We start from the raw sequence: 20,104 nt of genomic DNA, 5'->3' as shown, positions 1-20,104 counted from the left end.
GCTTAGGTATATTGACGCTCTTAATAAATAATAAGAGCGTTTAATGAAAGTCCTTCATACTTCTGATTGGCATTTAGGCCAACAATTCTACGAACATTCCCGCTTCGAGGAACATCAGGCTTTTTTAAACTGGTTAACGGAGACTCTCGCAGCACAGCACATCGACTTATTACTCGTTGCTGGCGATATTTATCACACGGCGACACCGCCTGCGAGTGCTGAAAACCAACTCTACCAATTTATTAAGAACACCAAACAACGTTGCCCAGATTTACACATCGTGATTATTGCTGGTAATCATGACTCGGCAAACCGTATCATGGCTGCAAAACCCTTACTGGCTCAATTTGATACGCATGTGGTGGGTCGGTTCGATACCGCAAGCCCAAAGGATGTCGTACTGCCTATATCAACAAAAAATGGCCAAGCACATGTTGTTGCCATGCCATTTTTACGAAGCAGCGATTTAAGTCATTATAATCGCCAAGAAGAGCAACCTTTAAGTTACAACCAAACAGTGGCACTGGCTTATAAAGATGCACTAAATGCTGCCAGTGAGTTACCGAAAGCGCCGCTAATTGTAATGGGACACCTCCATGCAAAAGGCGGCGATATTTCGACAGACTCAGAGCGAAACTTAGTGATTGGCGGTGAAGAAGCGATCTCTGCTAATATTTTTAGTGAACAGGCTGATTACGTAGCCCTTGGTCACTTGCATAAAGCACAAACCGTCGCCAAGTCTGAGACCATTCGCTACAGTGGCACCCCCATGCCGATGTCCTTTTCTGAGCGCCGTTACCAGCACCAAGTTATGTTAATTGAGCTTTCTGATTCAAGTTGCACTGTAAACCCCCTTTACATACCGAGCTTTTGTAAAGTCATACTGCTCCCCGAAAAAGACTGTGTGCCGCTGAGTGAATTGTGTGAGCTGTTGAGTGAACTTGATTTAAGCGATGAAAACTTAGCGCCCTATTTACGCGTTAAACTGAGCGCTCACGACACCGACACCACGTTTAGAGAGCAAATTGAACAAGCGCTGGCAGGTAAGCAGCTTAAGTTTTGTGGGATTGAACGGGTGCGACAAGAGCGCAATCATCAAGACGATGAGCAAGCCTTGTTTGACGATGTGTCGCAAATCGAAGCCCTCAATCCGCATTCGTTGTTAGAGCAAGCCTTTGCCAATCATAAAGATATGGCAGGGCAAGCAGTGCCAAAAGAGCTCGAAGACTTATTAAGCCACGTTATCGATGAGTTGAATACGGAGGACGTGCTATGAAAATTTTAGCGATACGTGTTCATCAATTGGCATCCATTGTCGATGCCGAAGTCGATTTTACAGCTTCGCCATTAAAAGAAGCCGGGCTATTTGCCATTACGGGTGATACTGGGGCAGGTAAAAGTACGTTACTTGATGCCATTTGTTTAGCACTGTATACCAAAACCGCGAGACTTCGTGGCGACACAGGTAATAAAATTGACTTTAATGGCGATAATATCAAGCTCAATGACTCGCGAAATTTATTACGCCGTGGGGCAGGGCTGGGCTATGCCGAAGTGGACTTTATAGGCCAAGATAAACATCACTACCGTGCTCGCTTGAGCTTTAGCCGCGCACGGAACAAAGCGAATGGCAAATTACAACAAGCGCAACACACGCTTCATTCATTACCTGACGAAAACTTAATTGCCGATAGAAGTAATGCCAGCAAAGAAATAGAGCGCATTATTGGTTTAAGCTTTGATCAATTTTCGCGGGCGGTGTTACTTGCCCAGCATGAGTTTGCAGCCTTTTTGAAAGCAACAGGGGATGAACGGGCACAACTGTTAGAATGCTTAACTGGCACCGACAAGTTTAGTCGTATTGGGCAACGTATATTTGAACGTCACCGCGAACAACAACAGGCTCTTGAGCAATTAAAACTGAGCTTGGCGAACTTTAAGGTATTAAGCCCCGAAGAGTTAGCGGCTAAGCAAGCTGAGCATCAGTCGCTATTAACGAAGCAAACTGAACTACAAAACCAAATAAAGCAGCTGGAGCAATACCAAACTTGGTATAAACAGGCGGCGCATCTATCAGAACAAATAACGCAAGCGGAACACACAAAGCACCAAGCTGAGCAGCAATTACAACAACTTGAAGACAAGGCAAAGCAAGCCAAACAAGCGCAGCAGTGCTTAGAAATAAAAGATAACCGTGAGCGCACAGCAACAATTAAAGCCCAGCAAGTGCAGCTTGTAGAAAACCGTGAGCAACTTTTAAAAATTGATCATAACGCCCTGATAAGTGACGCAGAGCAAACGCTAAACAAACACACTGAGCAGTTAAAGCAAGCGAAACAAACGCAAAAAGATGCTCAGCCAATCATTAGCCAAGCACGTGAGTACGATAAACAACTGGCGGTATTGAACCAGCAAGCACACGCTCAAAAAGCACAACTCGAAAAAGCGAACCAGCATAACACCGAGCTGAGCAATAAACTTAATACGGCAAAGGCTGAGCAACAACAGCAACATCAGCAACAACAAGCGCTCACTAATTGGTTAGCGACACATGCGCAGTGGCAACCATTAGCGAAAGACTGGTCATATTATAAAAGTGAATTAAGCCGCTTTAATCAACTGCAGCTTCGTATTGATAAAACAAATCAAACGGTAAAGTCACTTCAGCCTACGGTTACTGAACAGCAGCACAGTCGTCAGCAATTACAAAAACAGTATCAAGCGCTTGAGCACGCACTAAAAACGCTGAGTGAACAAGACGCTAGCTTCAAAGACCGTTTAAATAGTCAGTCTATGGCCGACATAGATGCACAACTAGAGGCGATTAAACACCTTATTGAAAAGCGTCAACTGTGGCAAAGTAATCAGCAACAATTAAAAGTGTGGCAAAGCCAATCAGACACCTTAAATCAAAATAAACAACAGTTACAAACAGCCCTCAGCGCGATAGGGCAGGATGTAGAAAACGCCCAACAACAGCTGACACTATGTGATAAAAATTTACAGCAAGTTCAGTTAAGAGCCAGTGAAGGGGTAAGCCAATTAAGAGCTACTTTAAAAGCTGGTGAGCCATGTGCTGTTTGTGGTTCGACTGAACACCCGTTTCAACATAACGTGGTTAATGCGCAGTTTAGTCAGCTCATTAATGATTTTACTGAGCAGCTTAATAGTGCCAAACAGCACTTAAATAATCAGCAAGCTTTACAACAAACAAAAAGTAATGAACTGACAGCCTGTACTCAGCAAATAGCGTCATTAGAGGGGCAGGTGAGTGAACTCACCGACCAGCAGAACACGCTCAAACAGACCATGGCGGCAAATCGTACAGAGCTGAATGATTTAACAGAGGCGCAATTAAACGAGCGTCAGCAGCAGCTCACGAGCCAGAAACAGCAGTATTTTAAAGTGCTTGAGCAACAACAGCAGCTGCAAACATCATTAACAGCCAAACAAGCAGAGTTTAATCAAAAAGGGCAAGCCCTGCATGCAGCAGAGCAAAAACTGAGTGAAACACAGCTGCAACTCAACACTGAACAAACGCGTTTAAACGAGCTAAACGCAGAGCATCAGCAACTGCATACCACACTCGACGACACCTTTAAAAATGCCCCTTGGTGGCAACAGCTCAATGAGCAGCAGGTGTCATTAGAGACTATTGCAGAGGATGTGCAACGCTATCAAACGAAACTTCAACAATCAGATGAGCTAACGAAGGCTCTAACAAGCACTGAGCAAACCATCGCGCATTTACTGCCTCAGCAACATGAAGCAGCAGAAGCGAAAGCTAAGTGCACTGCGCAACTTGCCCATACCGAGAACGAGCAGGCTGATTTGCATGAAAAACGCATTGCCTTGTTTGCCGATGCGAACATGTCGGTCGATGAGTATATTGCACAACTTGAACAGGCCATTGACTCGTTACAGCAAACAGTGCAACAGGCTCAACAACACCTAAGCAATGCGGTTAAAGCACGTGACGAGCACGCTATTCAAATAAGCCACTTAACGATGCGTGAAAAAGAGTTAAGCGATGAACAAGCTGCGCTTGAAAAACGATTCACGCAGTGGTTTAGCGAGTTTAAAGCACAGCATCCTTCACTTTCTGAAGACGCAATTACAACGCTTTTAAGCATCAGTAGCGAATCAATAAAGCAAACACTCAACGAGCACCACGCGGCAGAAAATGCGCTAAAAGAAACTCAAGCAGCTTTAAAACAGCTGCATTCATCGCAGTCGGCGCATTTAAAAGATCAGCCAAAGCACAGCGAAAGCGACACTGAAACTGAACTAGCTAACGCCGTTAATGCCCAGCAACATACGAATCAATCGCTGATGCAAGTAGGCAGTGAGCTGCACACGCACCAACAAAATAGCCAAGCATTAGCAGATAAACAGCAATTATTAGTGCAACAGCAAAAGCGCTACGAGCACTGGCATTTACTTAATAAAGTGCTGGGTGATGCCAGTGGTAAAACCATGCGTAACTTAGCGCAAACGCAAACTCTCAAAATACTGCTGCATTATGCCAATAGCCACTTACACACTTTAAACAAGCGCTACAAATTAACGGCTATCGGGCAAACGCTGGATATTGCCATCATTGATAAAGACATGGCCGATGAGCAGCGTTCTGTTAATACTTTGTCAGGCGGGGAGTCGTTTTTAGTCTCGCTGGCACTGGCTTTGGGGCTTGCCTCGTTGTCATCGAATAAAGTGCAAATAAACTCTTTGTTTATCGATGAAGGGTTTGGTACGTTGGACAGTGAAACGTTAAGCATCGCGATGGATGCTCTCGATTCGCTGCAAGCACAAGGCCGTAAAGTAGGGGTTATTTCGCATGTATCTGAAATGACCGAACGCGTGGCCACGCAGGTACATGTAGCGAAAAAACCCGGTGGTTACTCAACCATCTCTGTTATTTAAAGGATTAGCATGCCAACTTTTAATCATGAAGAAGCCAGTCATTACGATGAGCGCATAACGCGTTTAGTGCCAGGGTACGCGTTATTACACCAAGCAACCGCAGCGCAACTAGTCAGCACGCTCGACAACGACGCGTGTATTTTAGTGATTGGTGCAGGCACCGGAAAAGAGATCATAGAACTTGCTAAGCTCAACGCAGGCTGGCGTTTTATTGCGCAGGATATTTCACAAGATATGTTGGATATCGCTGAGCAGCACTTTAGCCAACATAACATCAGTGACCGTGTAACGGTTCATTGTGGCGATATTAACGATATTGATGCAAGCGCCGATGCAGCATTATGTTTATTAGTCATGCACTTTGTCGAGGACAATGGCGATAAAAAAGCGCTGTTAAAAGCGATTAAAAGCAAGCTTAAAAAGCAGGGCAACTTATTCATTGCCGATTTAATGCGCCCTGAAACGCAATTTGAGCGCGAATCACAACTACAGCTTTGTACTCAGCTAGGTTTAACCGATGCCGGCAAAGAGCGCACCCGACACAATCTAGAACATGAGTTTTACCCATTAGACCGTATTCGTTTTTCAGAATTAATGAATGAAAGCGGATTTAGCACCCCTAAACAGTATTTTAAAGTGCTGGGTTTCACTGGGTATGTGGTGGGGAATTAGACTCTTTAAGTTTTAAGCTTTGAACTTCCATTGTCAGCGCGATCATACCATTCCGCTTAATTAAGTGGTCTATTTTGAGGCAATAAAACCGCGTTGATAACAAGGCAAAAATTTAGTTATTTAGTTGTTCTAAATCAGAAATTTTTAACGTAGGTAGCGACTGGTTTAATCACTCAAAATGATTAAGTATTTTTGCGGAATGGTATTATATATCGTGCAACACACGCACGCTCGCACACGAAGTACGGTTCACCTCTAAAGTCAGTCTTACTGGGGTAGGTAGATAGATAGGTATATAGGTAGGTATGTCGATAACTGATAAGCCACGCAAAGCGAGTCTCACAGCGAGAGTTAGACGCGGCTTTAAGCCGCGTCATCAATCAATTGCAACGCAATGATTTATTACCTTATATTGCCTTAATACCCTGCGGCGTGGCCGTCTTTGCGGGTTTCAGATGCGCCATAGTACACCCCTGTTTTAAGGTCTTTTAAGATAGCTTGATAACCGCCATATGGTCCAACAGCGTCTTGCAAAGTGTGGCCTTTTTTCATCAGCTCACGGCGAGTTTCCATCGAAAAACCTGATTCTAAACTCACAACGCCCCCGTCTTCCATAATTTCGCCTGTAGGCTGTGATGAGCCACTGTGCAGAATACGTGGAGCGTCACCGGCTTCTTGTAAATTCATGCCAAAATCAATCATGTTAATTAAGATTTGCGCATGCATTTGCGGTTGTGTCGCACCGCCCATTACTCCGTAACTCATGTATGGCTTGCCATCTTTGGTCACAAAGGCTGGAATTATCGTATGGAACGGACGTTTACCCGGCTCATATTGGTTCATATGGCCTTTTTTAAGTGCAAACATTTCTCCTCGGTTTTGCAATACAAAGCCCAGTTTAGCGGGGGTCATACCTGAGCCCATACCACGATAATTACTTTGAATTAATGACACCATATTGCCGTCTTTATCGGCCGTCGTCAGGTAAATAGTATCGCCTTCTACTGGGCCCGCATGATCACGTTTTGCCGCTTTATTTGGGTCAATCAGCTTGCGTCTTTCATCGGCATATTGCTGAGAAATCAAGGTCTGCACGGGAATAGTATTAAACGCAGGATCGGCGTAATATTTAGCGCGGTCTGCAAAGGCCAGTTTTTTTGCCTCGACAAACGTGTGAACATACTCAGGGCTATCAAAACCCATACCTTTAATATCGTATCCTTCTAATATATTTAGAATTTGCTGAGCGGCGATGCCTTGGCCGTTGGGCGGTAATTCCCATAACGTATAACCGCGGTAATCTGCACTGACAGGTTTAACCCATTCACTGTGGTGTGAAGCTAAGTCGTCATACGATAAATAACCGCCATTTTCTTTCATATAACGGCTAATTTCTTTTGCTATATCCCCTTTGTAAAAAGCATCACGTCCTTCCTTCGCTATTTTACGATAGGTATTTGCAAGGGCAGGATTTTTAAAAATATCGCCTTTTTCTGGCATCGCCCCATTTGGCATGTATACGTCTTTAAACCCAGGGTATTTTCCACGCGCATCAACACTTTTTTGCATGTAATAGGCAATCAATTCAGAAACGGGAAAGCCTTTTTCAGCATAATCAATTGCTGGCTGAAGTAAGGTTTTCATCGGTGTTTTACCGAACTTATTATGTAATTCAAACCAGCCATCCACAGCGCCTGGCACAGAAACAGGTAACGGGCCATAGGCGGGGATCATATCGCCTTGTGCCTTTAAGGTGTCAAATGTCAGGCTTTTCGGTGAGCGGCCAGATGCATTCAAGCCATATAACTGTTTGCTTTTATTGTCCCAAACAATGGCAAACAAGTCGCCACCTATACCACACCCTGTCGGCTCTACAAGCCCGAGTACGGCGTTGGCTGCAATTGCTGCATCAATGGCATTGCCCCCGTCTTTTAACACTTGTAAGCCAACCTGTGTGGCTAATGGCTGCGACGTTGCAACCATACCTGATTGCGCAATAACTTCTGAGCGACTGGCAAAGTTATGCCCTGTGATACGGTCGTAAGCCTGTGTCGTGCCAGCAGCGCCTAAGCATACCGCTAACACAAGCCCTTTTAGTAGTGGCGTTGGATTCATGGTTATTTCTCATTTTATTGTTTTATTCACTATAAAAAGCAAAGTCACTGTAAACAATGGTTTTGCTACCGAGGGCAAAAAAAACGCGATTGAATTCGTAAACAGCACCCGATTATTAATAAACAGCCGTACCGTAAAAACACCTATCAACCGTAGGAGAGGTTTGCACATGAGGGTACTTATTAGCAGGGACAAACTTTTCAACAATGGGGGCTATTTGCCCATTTTCTTTCATGGTATCGAGTGCGCGCTGAAGTGCGCTGACCACACTAGCTGGAGCAGATTTGTTTAAAGCCAAATAGTTTCCCCCTAAAGCAGGGTGGTTAAGTTCAAGCACAGGTATCACTTGATCAGGGTTTAAAGCCACTTTTTGTAATTGTGTTGCAAGCGTCATGGAAGAGCCAATTAATAAATCATGCTTACCACGTTTAAACATATTTAACTCTTCAAATTTACCTGAGTAGGTTAAAAAATGATGCCCTTCAACTAACTGTAAGTCTGTAAGTACGGCTTGATAAACATCGCCGCGTGATACGCCGATTGTGTAATTAGTTAATAAGCGTGAACTTGTCAGCTCAATGTCTGTGCGCTCACTTAACCTATATAAACAAGATTGCCCCGACACCAGTGGACCAACCCATTGAAACTGAGCTTCTCTTTGTGCTGTTCGAGACGCTGAAAAAATACCAGAATACGGCTGCTCAAGCGTTTTTGACATCGCTCGTCTCCAAGGCAACACCTGTATCACACATTTTAATTTTGCGTGCTTACAAAGCGTCTCAACTATTTCAGTATTAATACCCGTCGGTTGATTATGTTCCTCAAAATTATAAGGAGGAAATGATTCGGTATACAAGGTTAATGGCTGTGATTCAGCCAGTGCTGCCCATGTGAAAAATAAACAGAGTGTGGCTGGCCAGTTCTTCATCGTAATTAACTCCAGGCTTATTCGGTTTATTACGCAGGTTTAACGATTCTACTTAGCTGTTTTTGCAGCGTGTTGAGACAAAATGGCTTAATGATAAAACCACTGACTTTAGCGGCAATCATGTCAGTGACTGTTTGCTTGCTATCCTCACACGTCACCATAAGAACGGGTAAATCGTCAAACTCGGGGGTTTCGCGAATGTGATTAAGTAAACACTTTCCATCCATTTTAGGCATATGTAAATCAGTGATAACTAAATCAAAATGCTGCTTTTTTAACAACTCTAACGCTTGCGAACCATCCGTTGCTTCTGTTATGTCGTTGTAATCAAGGCTACGTAGCATGTTTATCAAAACATGACGCATTAAGGGCATATCATCAACGACAAGGATTTTCATATAAAGTGTAGTCCGTTTTACATTACCTTAAAGCTTAGTTTGCAAGCCAAATAACGCAATGATAAGGCAGACTTTTACGCGAAAATATCTGCAACCAACTGACTAAGCCGCGCAATTTTAATATTACTTAATTGCCTATAATCAAAATAGGGGCACACAATCACCTTATCTTGCTTATTAAAGGCAAACTCTTCATCAAGCCAAGTGAGCTGGCTAGATAATAAACCTAATTGAACAAGGCTTTTTGCATACGTGCGCCCAGCGATAATGTGTAATTTATCCGTGTTGTCAAATACAGGAGGGCTAAACAGCAACGCTGTGTGACTGTGTGCTTGGAGTAAGCGCGTATCACGATAGGTTTGCCAATTGGCAGAACATTTAGCAAACTGAAAATATTCGCTCGGCAGCGCAAACAGCACTTTTGCATACACATTAAAGACTTTTCGCCAACCATTTCCACAAGCCTGATTAATGTCATCTATTTGACCAATTTGCATAGCATGTAAATGATCAATATTGTGCCAAGGCACCATCGGCGGACGTTTTTCTATGTACACAGCAACGTTAAATGCACTGTCACCAAAGCCCTGTAAAGAGTGTTGTTGCTGAATCATGATGATTTTTGAGCAAGAATTCGATCTAAGTTATTAGCAAAATTCTGACGGTCAGCTTGGCTCAACGGTGGCGGCCCACCCGACATTTCGATACCACTTGAGCGCATTGTGTCCATAAAATCACGCACATTAAGGCGAGAACGTATATTTTCTGTTGTATACAGCTCACCGCGGGGATTTAACGCCTGTGCATTTTTTTCAATCACTTCGGCTGCCAACGGGATATCACCCGTGATAACCAAATCACCGGCTTCGACTCGCTTAACAATTTCGTTATCGGCGATATCAAAACCAGACGATACTTGCTGACGAAAAATGTACTTAGACGGCGGAACACGCATAGCATGATTAGCCACTAATGTAGTGACTGTTTGCGTTCGTTCTGCAGCACGAAATAAAATTTCTTTAATAACAACGGGGCAGGCATCTGCATCAACCCAAATCTTCATGGTTTTCTCTATTTAACTATTCTAAGCTTAGGTAGTTTAACGTAATTAAACTTATTTACCGCTATTAACGTATTAAATTCTTTAATTTTAAAAGGAGTGAGCGTGTGCAAAACAGCATAAAATTTATATTTCTACTTTTCTTTACGACCCTGTTATCGGCTTGTACAGGAGTGCCTGACAACATACAACCCGTTAATGATTTTGAACTAAATAAGTACACCGGAACATGGTACGAAATAGCGCGCCTTGATCATTCATTTGAACGCGGTTTAGAAGGGATAACCGCACAGTACTCAGTCAACTCTGATGGCACTGTTAAAGTTATTAATAGAGGCTATAACACCTCTGATAAAAAGTGGGAACAAGCAGAAGGCAAGGCTAAATTTGCCGGTAAAAATGACATTGGTCATTTAGAAGTCTCATTTTTTGGCCCATTCTACAGCTCCTATGTCATTTTTGAGCTCGATAAGCAAAACTACCAATACGCGTATATTACTGGCTATAACAAAGAGTATTTATGGTTTTTATCAAGAACCCCGACAGTCACCAAAGAGCAGCTAGACGACTTTAAAAATACCGCCAGACAATATGGCTTTAAAACAGACGAGCTTATTTTTGTTGAGCATGAAGGGATGTAAAGGGGCTTTACACGCGTCTTTAAACTATCACGAATGTGCAACACAATTGTCATGGAAAAGAGGCACACTGTGCGACATTAAATTGAACATGACATGTGATCCCCAATTTAATCCCCTGCTCGGGTAGGCATTGCCTACCCTTTTTTTTGAGATCAGTTTTTTACTAACTTAACTAGAAAATCATCACTGAAAGCCCACTTAAAACCAAAACAGACACATTTATTGCGCTGATGTGTTTTACCCACGAGACCGTAAAACTATATAAAATCATAAGCATAAGAACACTTAGCGCCATATAACCACAAAATAATAATGCGCCGTATCCGCCTTCACTCATCACACTCAGTCCTAAACTTAGTAAAATAGTGATCCAGCCAATCGTTAAAAATCTATATCGCTGTTTTTCAGTAAGTTTCTTTTTAAATACATCGCGAAAATGATTAAACTTTGCAAGTGCAAAACAATTAAACGCTAAAAAGCAGAGACTAAATTGCAGTAATTCCATCATCCTTGTTGCTCCTTTAACTGCCTGTTTTTAAATAAATTGCCTTTTTCTTTTACGTTGTCATGGCTAGGTATTTTTCTGCTTTGAACAATAAACATCAAACCAGCGCAGATAAACGCACTATCAATGCCAAACAGCGCCCATTGCTGAGTTAGTAAATAGCTGATCCAATTTCCCTCTGTTGTAAATGCATTAATTAAAGGGATTGAAAAACATGCCACCGCATTTAACCACGCAGCTAAGCGCCAATGTGACTGAGTACGTCCAAACAAAGCCAAAACAGCAATGAATAACCACGCTAAGAAAAAGGCTAGAACCTCTTTATCGGCACGTGCGGCTAACTCTATAGGTAGTAATCGGTTCGCGATAAAAAATGCACACGTTGCAAAGGGCAAGCCCATTAATGTAGCTAAATTTAACGTTTCAACAAGCTTCAAGCCACGGTGTGCTGATTGTTCAGGCTTCATGCGCTCTCTTAAACGCTTCGCCCACATCATGCAACCAGTCGCAATCATGGCACAGCCAGCAAACCCACATAAAAAGTACAGCCATCGTAGTAATGGCTCAGCTAATCGCCCACTGTGAAGCGCGGTCATTGAGTCGTAAAATTGTGCCGATGCACTCCAGTCTTCACCTGATTGCGCGTCTATTTGCCCTGTTACACCATTAAATAAATAACGAGGACCATTATCGACCACCTCTTTAGCTGTCGCCAGATAGACAACGATTTGTGATGACGCCGTATTGGCATTACGAACGAATACATGGCTTATATCGGCATTAGGGTACTTAGTATAAATCTGATCTAAAACCTGATTTATTGCCACCATGGGGCGGTGTTCATCGGATGGCGCCGCGCGCTTATTGACCGGTAAGGCTTCATTAAACATCTGACTTAACCCCTCTTCATACACGGTTTCTGCGGGGTAAGGGAACAACATAAAAATCAGTGTGATGATACCTGTGTAAGTAATCATAATATGAAAAGGAAGCGCCAAAACAGACGACACGTTATGCGCATCTAACCAGCTTCTACTGCCTTTATTACGACGAAAAGAAAACATATCTTTAAAAATACGCTTATGAATTACGACCCCCGTGACAAGCGCAACCAACATAAACATTGAAGCTAAACAAACAAGAATACGCGCAGTAAACACATCTATATAATGCAAATCAAAATGCAGACGATAAAAAAAGCCGCCGCCTTTTGTATCACGTGGCTCAGGAACTGGTTCCAGTGTATTTGGGTCTATATGAGTGTAATTAAACGGAGCACGACGTTGACCTGGTTGCTTAGGTTCTGCATAGCCATAACTTAAAACGGGGTTTCGCGAGTCGGGCATGTTTATACGCCACGAAAGAGAGTTAGGTGCTTTTTGCTGTAAATCTGCAAACACATCGTTAATTTGCTTTGCTTGTGAAGCAACACGGTGCTCTTGATGACGTACTTGATGGATTTCAGGCTTAGCCCAAAAACTAATTTCGTCTTTAAAGAAGCTCAACGTGCCTGCGAAAAAAATTAAAAATAAAAGCCAGCAAACTAATAAACCTACCCACGTGTGTAACCACGTCATTGAACGGAAGAAATTCTCTTTCATAGCCATCCCTTAATCAAAGCCAGTACGAATAATTGCAGACTTGTCGTTAGTAAAATGGTGATCCAAACGACCTTCAGTGACTTAACTGCAAACACCCATATGAACACGCAGCAATAAAAAAAGACCGATAAGGTTGTGGTCAACAACACACTGTCGAGTTTATTTAGCGGCAATAAGACCGCCAGTAATGAGATAAATACACTGGTAAAAACATAACCCCCTAAGATGGCAGCAACAAAACGAAAAAACACAGCAACACGATATGACAGGCTCTGTGAACGTTTTTTAGCGCCTCTTGGTTCTTTAGCTTGCCCAGCTTGTAAGGACTGAGAGTGCATGATAATCCCTTAAAAAAAGTTAAACGAGAAGAAAACGCATTATTATATAGTGACAAAACAAAAAAGATAGTGATTATCATTTGCGTAACCGTGTTTTATAAAGGAACGATTTAAAGCCCGATTTCATAGTTAGTAAAATAATGATCTGCTAGCTTTGTTTTACACAATAGCCTATGGTGTTATGCACACAGCAGAAGGAGTTATAATGCAAACAATCGGATTAATTGGCGGTATGAGTTGGGAGTCGACACAGAGCTACTATCAACTTTTAAATCAGGGAGTTAAAGATAAGCTTGGTGGTTTACATTCAGCAAAAATAGCCTTAGTTAGCCTTGATTTTGCCGAAATAGCAACGCTTCAACAACAGCAAAACTGGCCTAAAATGGCAGAAATATTAATAAATGCGGCTCAGCAAGTTGAGGCTGCGGGTGCTGATTGTTTGCTTATCTGTACTAACACCATGCATAAGCTTGCAGAGCAAGTTCAAGCAGCTATCTCGATTCCTCTTTTACACATTGCCGATGCCGTTGGAGAGCAGCTTACAGCAAGTAAACACAAAAAAGTCGCATTACTAGGTACGTCATTTACCATGGAGCAAGATTTTTATACACAGCGCCTCAGTGACAAATTTGGAATTGAAGTGCTAATTCCTGAGCCAGACGAACGCGCGGTGATCCATGAAATTATTTATACAGAGCTCTGTATAGGTATCATAAACCCAGACTCTAAAGCCGCTTATTTGAGAATTATCAATCAACTATACCAACAAGGTGCAGAAGCAATCATTTTAGGTTGTACCGAAATAGCCTTGCTAATTCAACACACTGATACCGCCATTCCGTTATTTGATAGCACCGCATTGCATTGTTCAATGGCGCTTAAGCACAGCATAAACTAGGAACCTATTATGTCGAATCACCACAGTCTAAATTATGTAGAATTCGCCGCTAAAGATTTAACCGCTACCAAAACTTTTTTCCAGCAGGTATTTAAATGGAAATTTACTGACTATGGCCCCGAATATACAGCCTTCAGCTGTGAATCAGCAGGGCTTGATGGCGGCTTTTATCAAGCACCCTTAACCAGTTTAACGAGCAATGGCGGGGCGTTATTGGTACTTTACTCTAACAATATTAAAGAAACCCAAGCTCAAGTTGAGAACCACGGCGGGGTTATTATAAAACCATTATTTGATTTCCCAGGAGGTTGCCGCTTCCACTTTACAGAACCCAGTGGCAACGAGCTTGCCGTGTGGTCAAAACAAGCATAGATCAGATTTTTACTAAGTAATGAAACATCAAACACTCTTAGAACAAGTTAGTAAATGCGTGATCTGCGAACCTGAGTTACCGTTAGGAGCCCGTCCCGTTATTCAATTTAATGCCAATGCGCGCATTTTAATAGCGGGGCAAGCACCCGGGGTTAAAGTTCACGAAACAGGTGTGCCCTTTAATGATGCCAGCGGAAAACGATTACGAAATTGGCTAGGTGTCAGTGATGACGAGTTTTACGATGCCCAAAACTTCGCTATTTTACCAATGGGCTTTTGCTATCCGGGTAAAGGTAAGTCTGGCGACCGACCACCGCGCAAGGAATGCGCTATTGCTTGGCGAGAAAAGCTCCTCGCCCAATTAAACAACGTTGAGCTGACTATCATTTTAGGTAAGTATGCACAGGCGTATCATTTACCTCATACCAAACAGTTGCCGTTAACAGAGTTAGTAAAATCGTGGCGTGATTATTGGCCTAAGTATTTACCTTTGCCACACCCAAGCCCACGCAATAATATTTGGTTAAAGAAAAATCCATGGTTTGAAGAACAAGTGCTTCCTGAACTGAGTAGCCAAATACGTTCATTACTTAATAGATAACACAATGGAAAATACTTTTTTTAAGCAACATGGTTACATGCATGTAAAGGGGCTTTACAATGATTCTGCTTTATCTGCTATTCGCCCCATTTTAGATAAATTTCATAATAATTGGCTTCGCGAAAATTCTCTTTTTTATAAAACTAAAGCTATTAATAGTTCAGGGCTCACAGCGTCTCCATGGTTAACAGAAAATGAAAAACTGAGCTTATTCCACTTTATAAACTCAACGCAATTGCTCAATCAGGTTACCTCAATCATCGCGAGACCACGGTTTTTAAATAGCCAATTATTTTTTAATCCTTACAACCCAGAACAACATAATTATTGGCACCGAGATTCGCAGTATCATTTAGATATCAATGCACAGCAATCGGCTCTAACAGGTCCTGAAGTACTGCATTGCCGTATTGCATTTGAAGATGAACATGGGATTGAGTTAATACCAGCGAGTCATAAAAATTGGGATTCTGAAGAAGAATTAGCGGTAAGGCTAGAGCTGCAAGGGGCTCACAATTATGATTCTTTAAGCCGTGGTAAAACTATCTCACTACAAAAAGGTGATCTATTGATTTTTTCGGCCAATATGATTCACCGAGGATTGTATGGGCTCAATAGGTTTTCACTCGATATTCTGTTTTTTGAACGCCATGAGAGCGTGGAGCAATTTATAAACACGGACTTTTTACCGACAGATGCTCAGCTTAAGAAATTGGAAAATCCTGCGGTTTTTATTTAATAAAAAAGCGGCTCAATAAGCCGCTTTCTCGCATTGCATTTAACACTATTGCAGCAGCGCAAATAACTGCTTTAATTGCGGCATATATTCTTTAACCAAGTTAACGTTGTTTTCGCTAACATCAACGGGGGCATTACTCGCTTCTTTAACGCCCTCTAAGGCACCGGTCATTGAACGTGTTCCAGAACTTGCAGAAGACGCAGTTAAACTTTGTAAGCCACTCATTGCTTGATTAACTCGCGCTTGGTTTTCTGGTGACAGTGTTGCCTTCACATTTTCAAGATAGGCCATAGAAACTTCAGAACCCACAGTAACAAGCTGCTCTGGCGTAAAGCCATACTGCTGAGTTAAGGCGGCAAATTCAGTGTAAAGCTCATGCTCTTTAATGTGACCCAGTGCGCTCATTACCACAGAAGTATCTACCCCGTCTGTTCTACCCAGCATGTTACCCAGGTCTACACTTTCAAGCTCAGGTTGATTTTTTGACCAGTTCACAACTGCGGGGAGTGCTTTAATATAACTTTGTAGTTGGTTTTCGGTAATATCTTGTGCGAAGCTAGAAAAACTCATCGCGAGTAAACTCATTGAAATAATTAGTGCTTTCATCATGATTTCCTTTCTTTTCCAGTTTATAACAACCGACTTGCTTAGCGAGTTATTATGATCAGCTAATTACAAGTGTTACAATACAGTTTTTAGCACAACTAACTGAACCTAATGTTAATTATTTCTAATACTGTAACAATTGATGAATGGGAGCTCGACTTTAGTGCAATCCGCTCTCAGGGGGCAGGCGGACAAAATGTAAATAAAGTGGCCAGTGCAATTCATCTACGCTTTGATATAAAGCGTTCAAAGCTGCCTGACTTTTACAAACAAAGATTACTCAATTTAAATGACTCTCGGTTGACCAAAGAGGGAGTTATTGTCATTAAATCGCAAAGTCATCGTACACAAGAACTGAATAAAGAAGAAGCACTCAATCGTTTGAAAGAGTTAATTATCAGTGCAACACAGGTTCAAAAAAAGCGTCGTGCAACCAAGCCATCAAGAAATTCACAACGCAAGCGCATGGATAGCAAAACGAAGAGAGGTCAAACTAAAGCATTAAGAAAAAATATAAGCCTATAACCTTATCACCACCCAATAGTGTCAATAATAAGCATAACTGTAAAGAAGTGTAACTTGTTAACAAAGTTAATTGATGGTTAATCCTACCAAGACTATAATAATCATACTATCTCACTTTTGAAAGGAGCCGCAAATGGGCCAAAAAATATGCTTAATCGGCGTTGCTATGATAACGCTGTCAGTTTTGCCTATGACCAGCTTTGCCGTTGATTCTTGGCAAGCCGGAAGCGCTTATCCGCAAGGAAGTGAAACCTGTTATAACGAGATACTCTATAAAGCCAGATGGTGGGCAACCCCAGGAGAAGAACCCGGTAGTTCACAATGGGGGGCATGGGTTGCCGATGTTGCATCAAAAACCTGTGTAGAGAGTATGAGTATGGCTAAGCAAGATGAGTTATTAAAGTCGCTGCCAACCATCTTCGAAACAAATAATAATAAAAAAGGGAGTTCTGATTAACTCCCTTTTTTGTCATCAGGCCCGCATGCACTAGTCAAATGTATGGTGGCGTGTCATTTCAAATCGATTGAGTGTGTGATGCATAATATAGACAGCACACAAGCTTAATAGTATTGCAACCGACACCGATGAAAAGCGATATAAAGCGCTATACACCAGATCTTGACCCGGCCCTAATGATTGACCAAACAAGATGCCAAAGGTCGTAATAATACCAAAACCAACCCCTGGAATGCCGCCAGATAAAATATGATAGCGACTAAATATAAAGGTCAAAATCCATAAAATCAGTGCAGGAAAAATTAATATATCAGTGTGATTGTATAAAAATAACTGCGCCACAAGTGCTAAATTGCAGCCAATTAATGTACCAATAGCACGCTGCCATGCAGCCATTCCCGCCGCTTTCCAGCATAAAGAAAACAAAATCAATACCGACGCCGCCTGTGCAGAAATAGAGTCTTGTAAATCAAATACCTGAAAAACAATAAAAGAAAGAGTCGCGACAGTTGAACATAACAAGACTTCATGCCGAACACTTTCTTTGGCTTTTTCAGGCATTACGCGAGCTTGACGGGGTGAAACATCAGGAAAAATTCCATGCATCAGTACCGAAAAAACAACGGTTACAATAACAGCGACTGCATTGCTGATGATCAACGGATAAATACTGATTCCTGCCCCTGTGTAGGTTGAAAAGTGCAATTGAATCGAGAGGCTGACTACCGTTGTTGCACCAAATAAAAAGTTAGCACCACGACTCATTTGGTAAAACAAAAAAGCAAATGCCAAAAAACTTACCATCGTCATGACCACAGGCAAATGTGCAAGCAAACCTTGAACGACAAGTACAAACAATGCACTGAATACTGCACCCGCATAAAACTGACGAATAATATGCATATTAAGTACAGGTACTAGGCCAAGCAACAACATAGGATACACAGTAAAAAAGATCCCATTTGGCCAATTCATCAACTTTGCAAGCGCAAACCCTAATGCTGAGCCCGTAGCAATACGCAATGCTTGACGCAAACCATTCCCATCGAGTTGCAGTGTTGACATAACTTACTTAACCTTAATATATAAAGTGCAAAACACTGATCAAACGGATTTGCATGCCCGCAAACCAGCTACCGATGCTTGACTCAGGCAATAGTTGCACCGTTGCTCGTGCGCCACTTGGAAACTTAGCCAGCATGTCGTGTTGCTCTAATTGCAGATGAATACGCTGACGCTGTGCATCACGTACCCAGCGATTGCTACTTTCAGTGGCACTTAATAAGCCATTAGCATTAAGTTGACCATCACTCACACCGGCCTCAAAGCTGATAATTTTTGCATTGAAAACTTTGCCGGGTAGGGCATCAAAACTGACTTTTGCACGGCTACCAACCTTCACATGAACGAGTGATTTTTCGCGAAAATCAGCGACAAGATCCGCTTTATTAGCCACAACCGCCATTAATGGCTGGCCTTTATTCGCATAAGTGCCTGGCGTAACTTGCAAGTTCGCCACTTTACCATCGGTCTCTGCTGTAACACTTGTATAAGACAAATTAAGCTTTGCTTGCTCTAGTTGATTCAAGGCGTGACGAAGCGCTAGGTTGTCATCGCCCATTTTACCACGCGCTAATTTAGCTTCGCTCAGTTGCGCTTCAATCGCTGCCACATTCGCTTTACTCGACTGATAATTCGCATTTATCGTTTCGTATTCCTGCTCTGATATAGAGCGCTTTTTAAGGAGTGATTCGCCGCGTTCAAACAACAAGGTTTGCTCATGTAACTTGGCCTCTGCCGCTGCTAATTGTGCTTCAATCGCTTTAACGCTGCTATCTAAGCGTTGGTTTTGCAACTTTGCATCATCGTAAGCAAGTTCGGCTTGCTGTACGGCAAGCTTAAAAGGCTCATCATTAATATGAAATAATGGTTGTTGCTTCACAACCGACTGGTTATTGGTTACGAACACATCCGTTACACGCCCACTGACTTGTGGCGTTACCTGTACAACAGGGTGATACACGCGTGCCTGCGGAGTTACAGGCATGAATAAATCAGCAACCACAAAATAAAGAAATAAAACAATAAAACCCGCTAAGGAGATTTTTACATAACGGGCAAATTTTTGATCCGGTGTCATAAACTTACTTATCTCCTGAATATTGCTTAATGCACTGGCGCGCGTTTATTTCCATTTGCACAAGACCATGCGCCATGGTATCGAGCTGCTCAGTGGTTAAATTTGCATACAAGTGTTGTTTCACATCAGCAATAATAACGCGCAAGGTGTCTAATAATTGTAGACCTTGTTCGGTGAAATAAAGGCGTTTACTGCGTTTATCCTCGGTATCTGACTTGCGTACAATAATCTCTTGCTGCTCAAGCTGCTTAATTGTGCGTGTTAGTGACGGCATTTCAATGCCTAAACTACTCGCCAATTGCTGCTGTGTGCAGCCTTGATTCAAGTGAAATAAATGAATCATTACCGTCCAGCGCGATTGCGTTAAACCTAACGGCTCAACCGCAAATGTAACGGCATCGCGGCATAAACGATGTACACGCCCCATGCTTCCGCACAAGGTTAGATCAAGGGTTTCATGAAAGGGGATAGAAGAGGACATAATGCACTCCATTTACTTAGCATGCTAACTATTTTAATGTAGTTAGCATGCTAAGTAAATATTAATGCATTTTATAAAATAGATAGAACTAATCGAAAAAACCG

At 42.3% G+C, this 20,104-nt stretch carries 22 protein-coding genes; 10 read left to right on the top strand and 12 right to left on the bottom strand.

The features are described 5' to 3' along the window. The first annotated feature begins 43 nt into the window (after positions 1 to 43). Genes D0907_RS18410 through D0907_RS18400 form a run of 3 tightly spaced genes read left to right on the top strand, consistent with a single transcriptional unit; the run spans position 44 to position 5,595 of the window. Positions 44 to 1,276, top strand: coding sequence for an exonuclease SbcCD subunit D C-terminal domain-containing protein (locus D0907_RS18410; protein ID WP_118844981.1), 1,233 nt, complete (start codon positions 44 to 46; stop codon positions 1,274 to 1,276). Continuing rightward, complete coding sequence (locus D0907_RS18405) at positions 1,273 to 4,923, top strand: AAA family ATPase (RefSeq protein WP_118844980.1); 3,651 nt, start codon at positions 1,273 to 1,275, stop codon at positions 4,921 to 4,923. Before D0907_RS18410 ends, D0907_RS18405 begins: the two co-directional genes overlap by 4 nt. 9 nt (positions 4,924 to 4,932) lie before the next feature. Beyond that, positions 4,933 to 5,595, top strand: coding sequence for a class I SAM-dependent methyltransferase (locus D0907_RS18400; RefSeq protein ID WP_065979214.1), 663 nt, complete (start codon positions 4,933 to 4,935; stop codon positions 5,593 to 5,595). A gap of 417 nt (positions 5,596 to 6,012) precedes the next feature. Here D0907_RS18400 and ggt read toward each other — a convergent pair whose 3' ends face one another. The 5 genes from ggt to D0907_RS18375 form a co-directional block, all read right to left on the bottom strand. Next, entirely contained in the window at positions 6,013 to 7,710 is a 1,698-nt protein-coding gene (ggt, locus tag D0907_RS18395) for a gamma-glutamyltransferase (protein WP_065979213.1), read from the bottom strand. A gap of 115 nt (positions 7,711 to 7,825) precedes the next feature. Further along, complete coding sequence (locus tag D0907_RS18390; RefSeq protein ID WP_065979212.1) at positions 7,826 to 8,638, bottom strand: substrate-binding periplasmic protein; 813 nt, start codon at positions 8,636 to 8,638, stop codon at positions 7,826 to 7,828. A gap of 29 nt (positions 8,639 to 8,667) precedes the next feature. After that, the gene (locus tag D0907_RS18385) at positions 8,668 to 9,036 is read right to left on the bottom strand and encodes a response regulator (RefSeq protein ID WP_036972586.1); all 369 of its coding nucleotides are present in this window, start codon (positions 9,034 to 9,036) and stop codon (positions 8,668 to 8,670) included. Positions 9,037 to 9,110: 74 nt separating this feature from the next. After that, positions 9,111 to 9,650: a DUF6942 family protein gene (locus D0907_RS18380; RefSeq protein WP_036972587.1), complete on the bottom strand. Its 540-nt coding sequence runs from the start codon at positions 9,648 to 9,650 to the stop codon at positions 9,111 to 9,113. Continuing rightward, on the bottom strand, positions 9,647 to 10,099 hold the full coding sequence (locus tag D0907_RS18375) for a YaiI/YqxD family protein (RefSeq protein ID WP_036972589.1): 453 nt from the start codon (positions 10,097 to 10,099) through the stop codon (positions 9,647 to 9,649). The genes D0907_RS18380 and D0907_RS18375 overlap by 4 nt, the downstream gene beginning before the upstream one ends. A gap of 116 nt (positions 10,100 to 10,215) precedes the next feature. On the opposite strand from D0907_RS18375, the gene D0907_RS18370 reads away from it, so the two are divergent. Then, on the top strand, positions 10,216 to 10,737 hold the full coding sequence (locus D0907_RS18370; protein WP_065979319.1) for a lipocalin family protein: 522 nt from the start codon (positions 10,216 to 10,218) through the stop codon (positions 10,735 to 10,737). A 172-nt stretch (positions 10,738 to 10,909) separates the two neighbouring features. On the opposite strand, the gene D0907_RS18365 is transcribed toward D0907_RS18370, so the two are convergent. From D0907_RS18365 to D0907_RS18355, 3 genes are read right to left on the bottom strand one after another with little or no spacing between them, the layout of a single operon-like run. Next, the gene (locus tag D0907_RS18365; protein ID WP_036972590.1) at positions 10,910 to 11,245 is read right to left on the bottom strand and encodes a DUF3325 domain-containing protein; all 336 of its coding nucleotides are present in this window, start codon (positions 11,243 to 11,245) and stop codon (positions 10,910 to 10,912) included. Then, positions 11,242 to 12,843, bottom strand: coding sequence for a PepSY-associated TM helix domain-containing protein (locus D0907_RS18360; protein WP_065979211.1), 1,602 nt, complete (start codon positions 12,841 to 12,843; stop codon positions 11,242 to 11,244). The genes D0907_RS18365 and D0907_RS18360 overlap by 4 nt, the downstream gene beginning before the upstream one ends. Further along, on the bottom strand, positions 12,840 to 13,181 hold the full coding sequence (locus D0907_RS18355) for a hypothetical protein (RefSeq protein WP_036972593.1): 342 nt from the start codon (positions 13,179 to 13,181) through the stop codon (positions 12,840 to 12,842). Before D0907_RS18355 ends, D0907_RS18360 begins: the two co-directional genes overlap by 4 nt. Positions 13,182 to 13,386: 205 nt before the next feature. Between D0907_RS18355 and D0907_RS18350 the strand changes: the two genes are divergently transcribed. The 4 genes from D0907_RS18350 to D0907_RS18335 are packed head-to-tail and all read left to right on the top strand — an operon-like array spanning position 13,387 to position 15,791. Continuing rightward, positions 13,387 to 14,079 carry an aspartate/glutamate racemase family protein gene (locus tag D0907_RS18350; protein ID WP_065979210.1) on the top strand — a complete coding sequence of 231 codons (693 nt, stop codon included), beginning with the start codon at positions 13,387 to 13,389 and terminating at the stop codon, positions 14,077 to 14,079. A gap of 9 nt (positions 14,080 to 14,088) precedes the next feature. Next, positions 14,089 to 14,451 (top strand): VOC family protein, encoded by a 363-nt coding sequence (locus D0907_RS18345; protein ID WP_036972597.1) that lies wholly within the window; start codon positions 14,089 to 14,091, stop codon positions 14,449 to 14,451. Between the two features lie 19 nt (positions 14,452 to 14,470). Next, entirely contained in the window at positions 14,471 to 15,052 is a 582-nt protein-coding gene (locus D0907_RS18340; protein WP_036972599.1) for a uracil-DNA glycosylase family protein, read from the top strand. A 4-nt stretch (positions 15,053 to 15,056) separates the two neighbouring features. Then, on the top strand, positions 15,057 to 15,791 hold the full coding sequence (locus tag D0907_RS18335) for a phytanoyl-CoA dioxygenase family protein (RefSeq protein WP_065979209.1): 735 nt from the start codon (positions 15,057 to 15,059) through the stop codon (positions 15,789 to 15,791). A gap of 45 nt (positions 15,792 to 15,836) precedes the next feature. Here D0907_RS18335 and D0907_RS18330 read toward each other — a convergent pair whose 3' ends face one another. Then, positions 15,837 to 16,397, bottom strand: coding sequence for a short-chain dehydrogenase (locus tag D0907_RS18330; protein ID WP_065979208.1), 561 nt, complete (start codon positions 16,395 to 16,397; stop codon positions 15,837 to 15,839). Between the two features lie 111 nt (positions 16,398 to 16,508). On the opposite strand from D0907_RS18330, the gene arfB reads away from it, so the two are divergent. Together arfB and D0907_RS18320 are read left to right on the top strand one after the other, a co-directional pair. Beyond that, positions 16,509 to 16,922 (top strand): alternative ribosome rescue aminoacyl-tRNA hydrolase ArfB, encoded by a 414-nt coding sequence (gene arfB, locus D0907_RS18325; protein WP_065979207.1) that lies wholly within the window; start codon positions 16,509 to 16,511, stop codon positions 16,920 to 16,922. 133 nt (positions 16,923 to 17,055) lie between these two features. Beyond that, the gene (locus D0907_RS18320) at positions 17,056 to 17,379 is read left to right on the top strand and encodes a hypothetical protein (RefSeq protein WP_036972603.1); all 324 of its coding nucleotides are present in this window, start codon (positions 17,056 to 17,058) and stop codon (positions 17,377 to 17,379) included. Positions 17,380 to 17,409: 30 nt separating this feature from the next. Here D0907_RS18320 and D0907_RS18315 read toward each other — a convergent pair whose 3' ends face one another. From D0907_RS18315 to D0907_RS18305, 3 genes are read right to left on the bottom strand one after another with little or no spacing between them, the layout of a single operon-like run. After that, entirely contained in the window at positions 17,410 to 18,444 is a 1,035-nt protein-coding gene (locus tag D0907_RS18315) for a DUF2955 domain-containing protein (RefSeq protein WP_065979206.1), read from the bottom strand. Positions 18,445 to 18,457: 13 nt separating this feature from the next. Continuing rightward, positions 18,458 to 19,519: an HlyD family secretion protein gene (locus tag D0907_RS18310; protein WP_065979205.1), complete on the bottom strand. Its 1,062-nt coding sequence runs from the start codon at positions 19,517 to 19,519 to the stop codon at positions 18,458 to 18,460. 4 nt (positions 19,520 to 19,523) lie between these two features. Next, positions 19,524 to 20,000 (bottom strand): MarR family winged helix-turn-helix transcriptional regulator, encoded by a 477-nt coding sequence (locus D0907_RS18305; RefSeq protein WP_036972607.1) that lies wholly within the window; start codon positions 19,998 to 20,000, stop codon positions 19,524 to 19,526. Between the last annotated feature and the right edge of the window lie 104 nt (positions 20,001 to 20,104).

The sequence above is a fragment of the Pseudoalteromonas lipolytica genome, assembly GCF_003515105.1.
Classification (GTDB): domain Bacteria; phylum Pseudomonadota; class Gammaproteobacteria; order Enterobacterales; family Alteromonadaceae; genus Pseudoalteromonas; species Pseudoalteromonas lipolytica.
The sequence above is the reverse complement of the archived record's forward strand: the minus strand, read 5'-3'. Positions and strand labels throughout refer to the sequence as shown.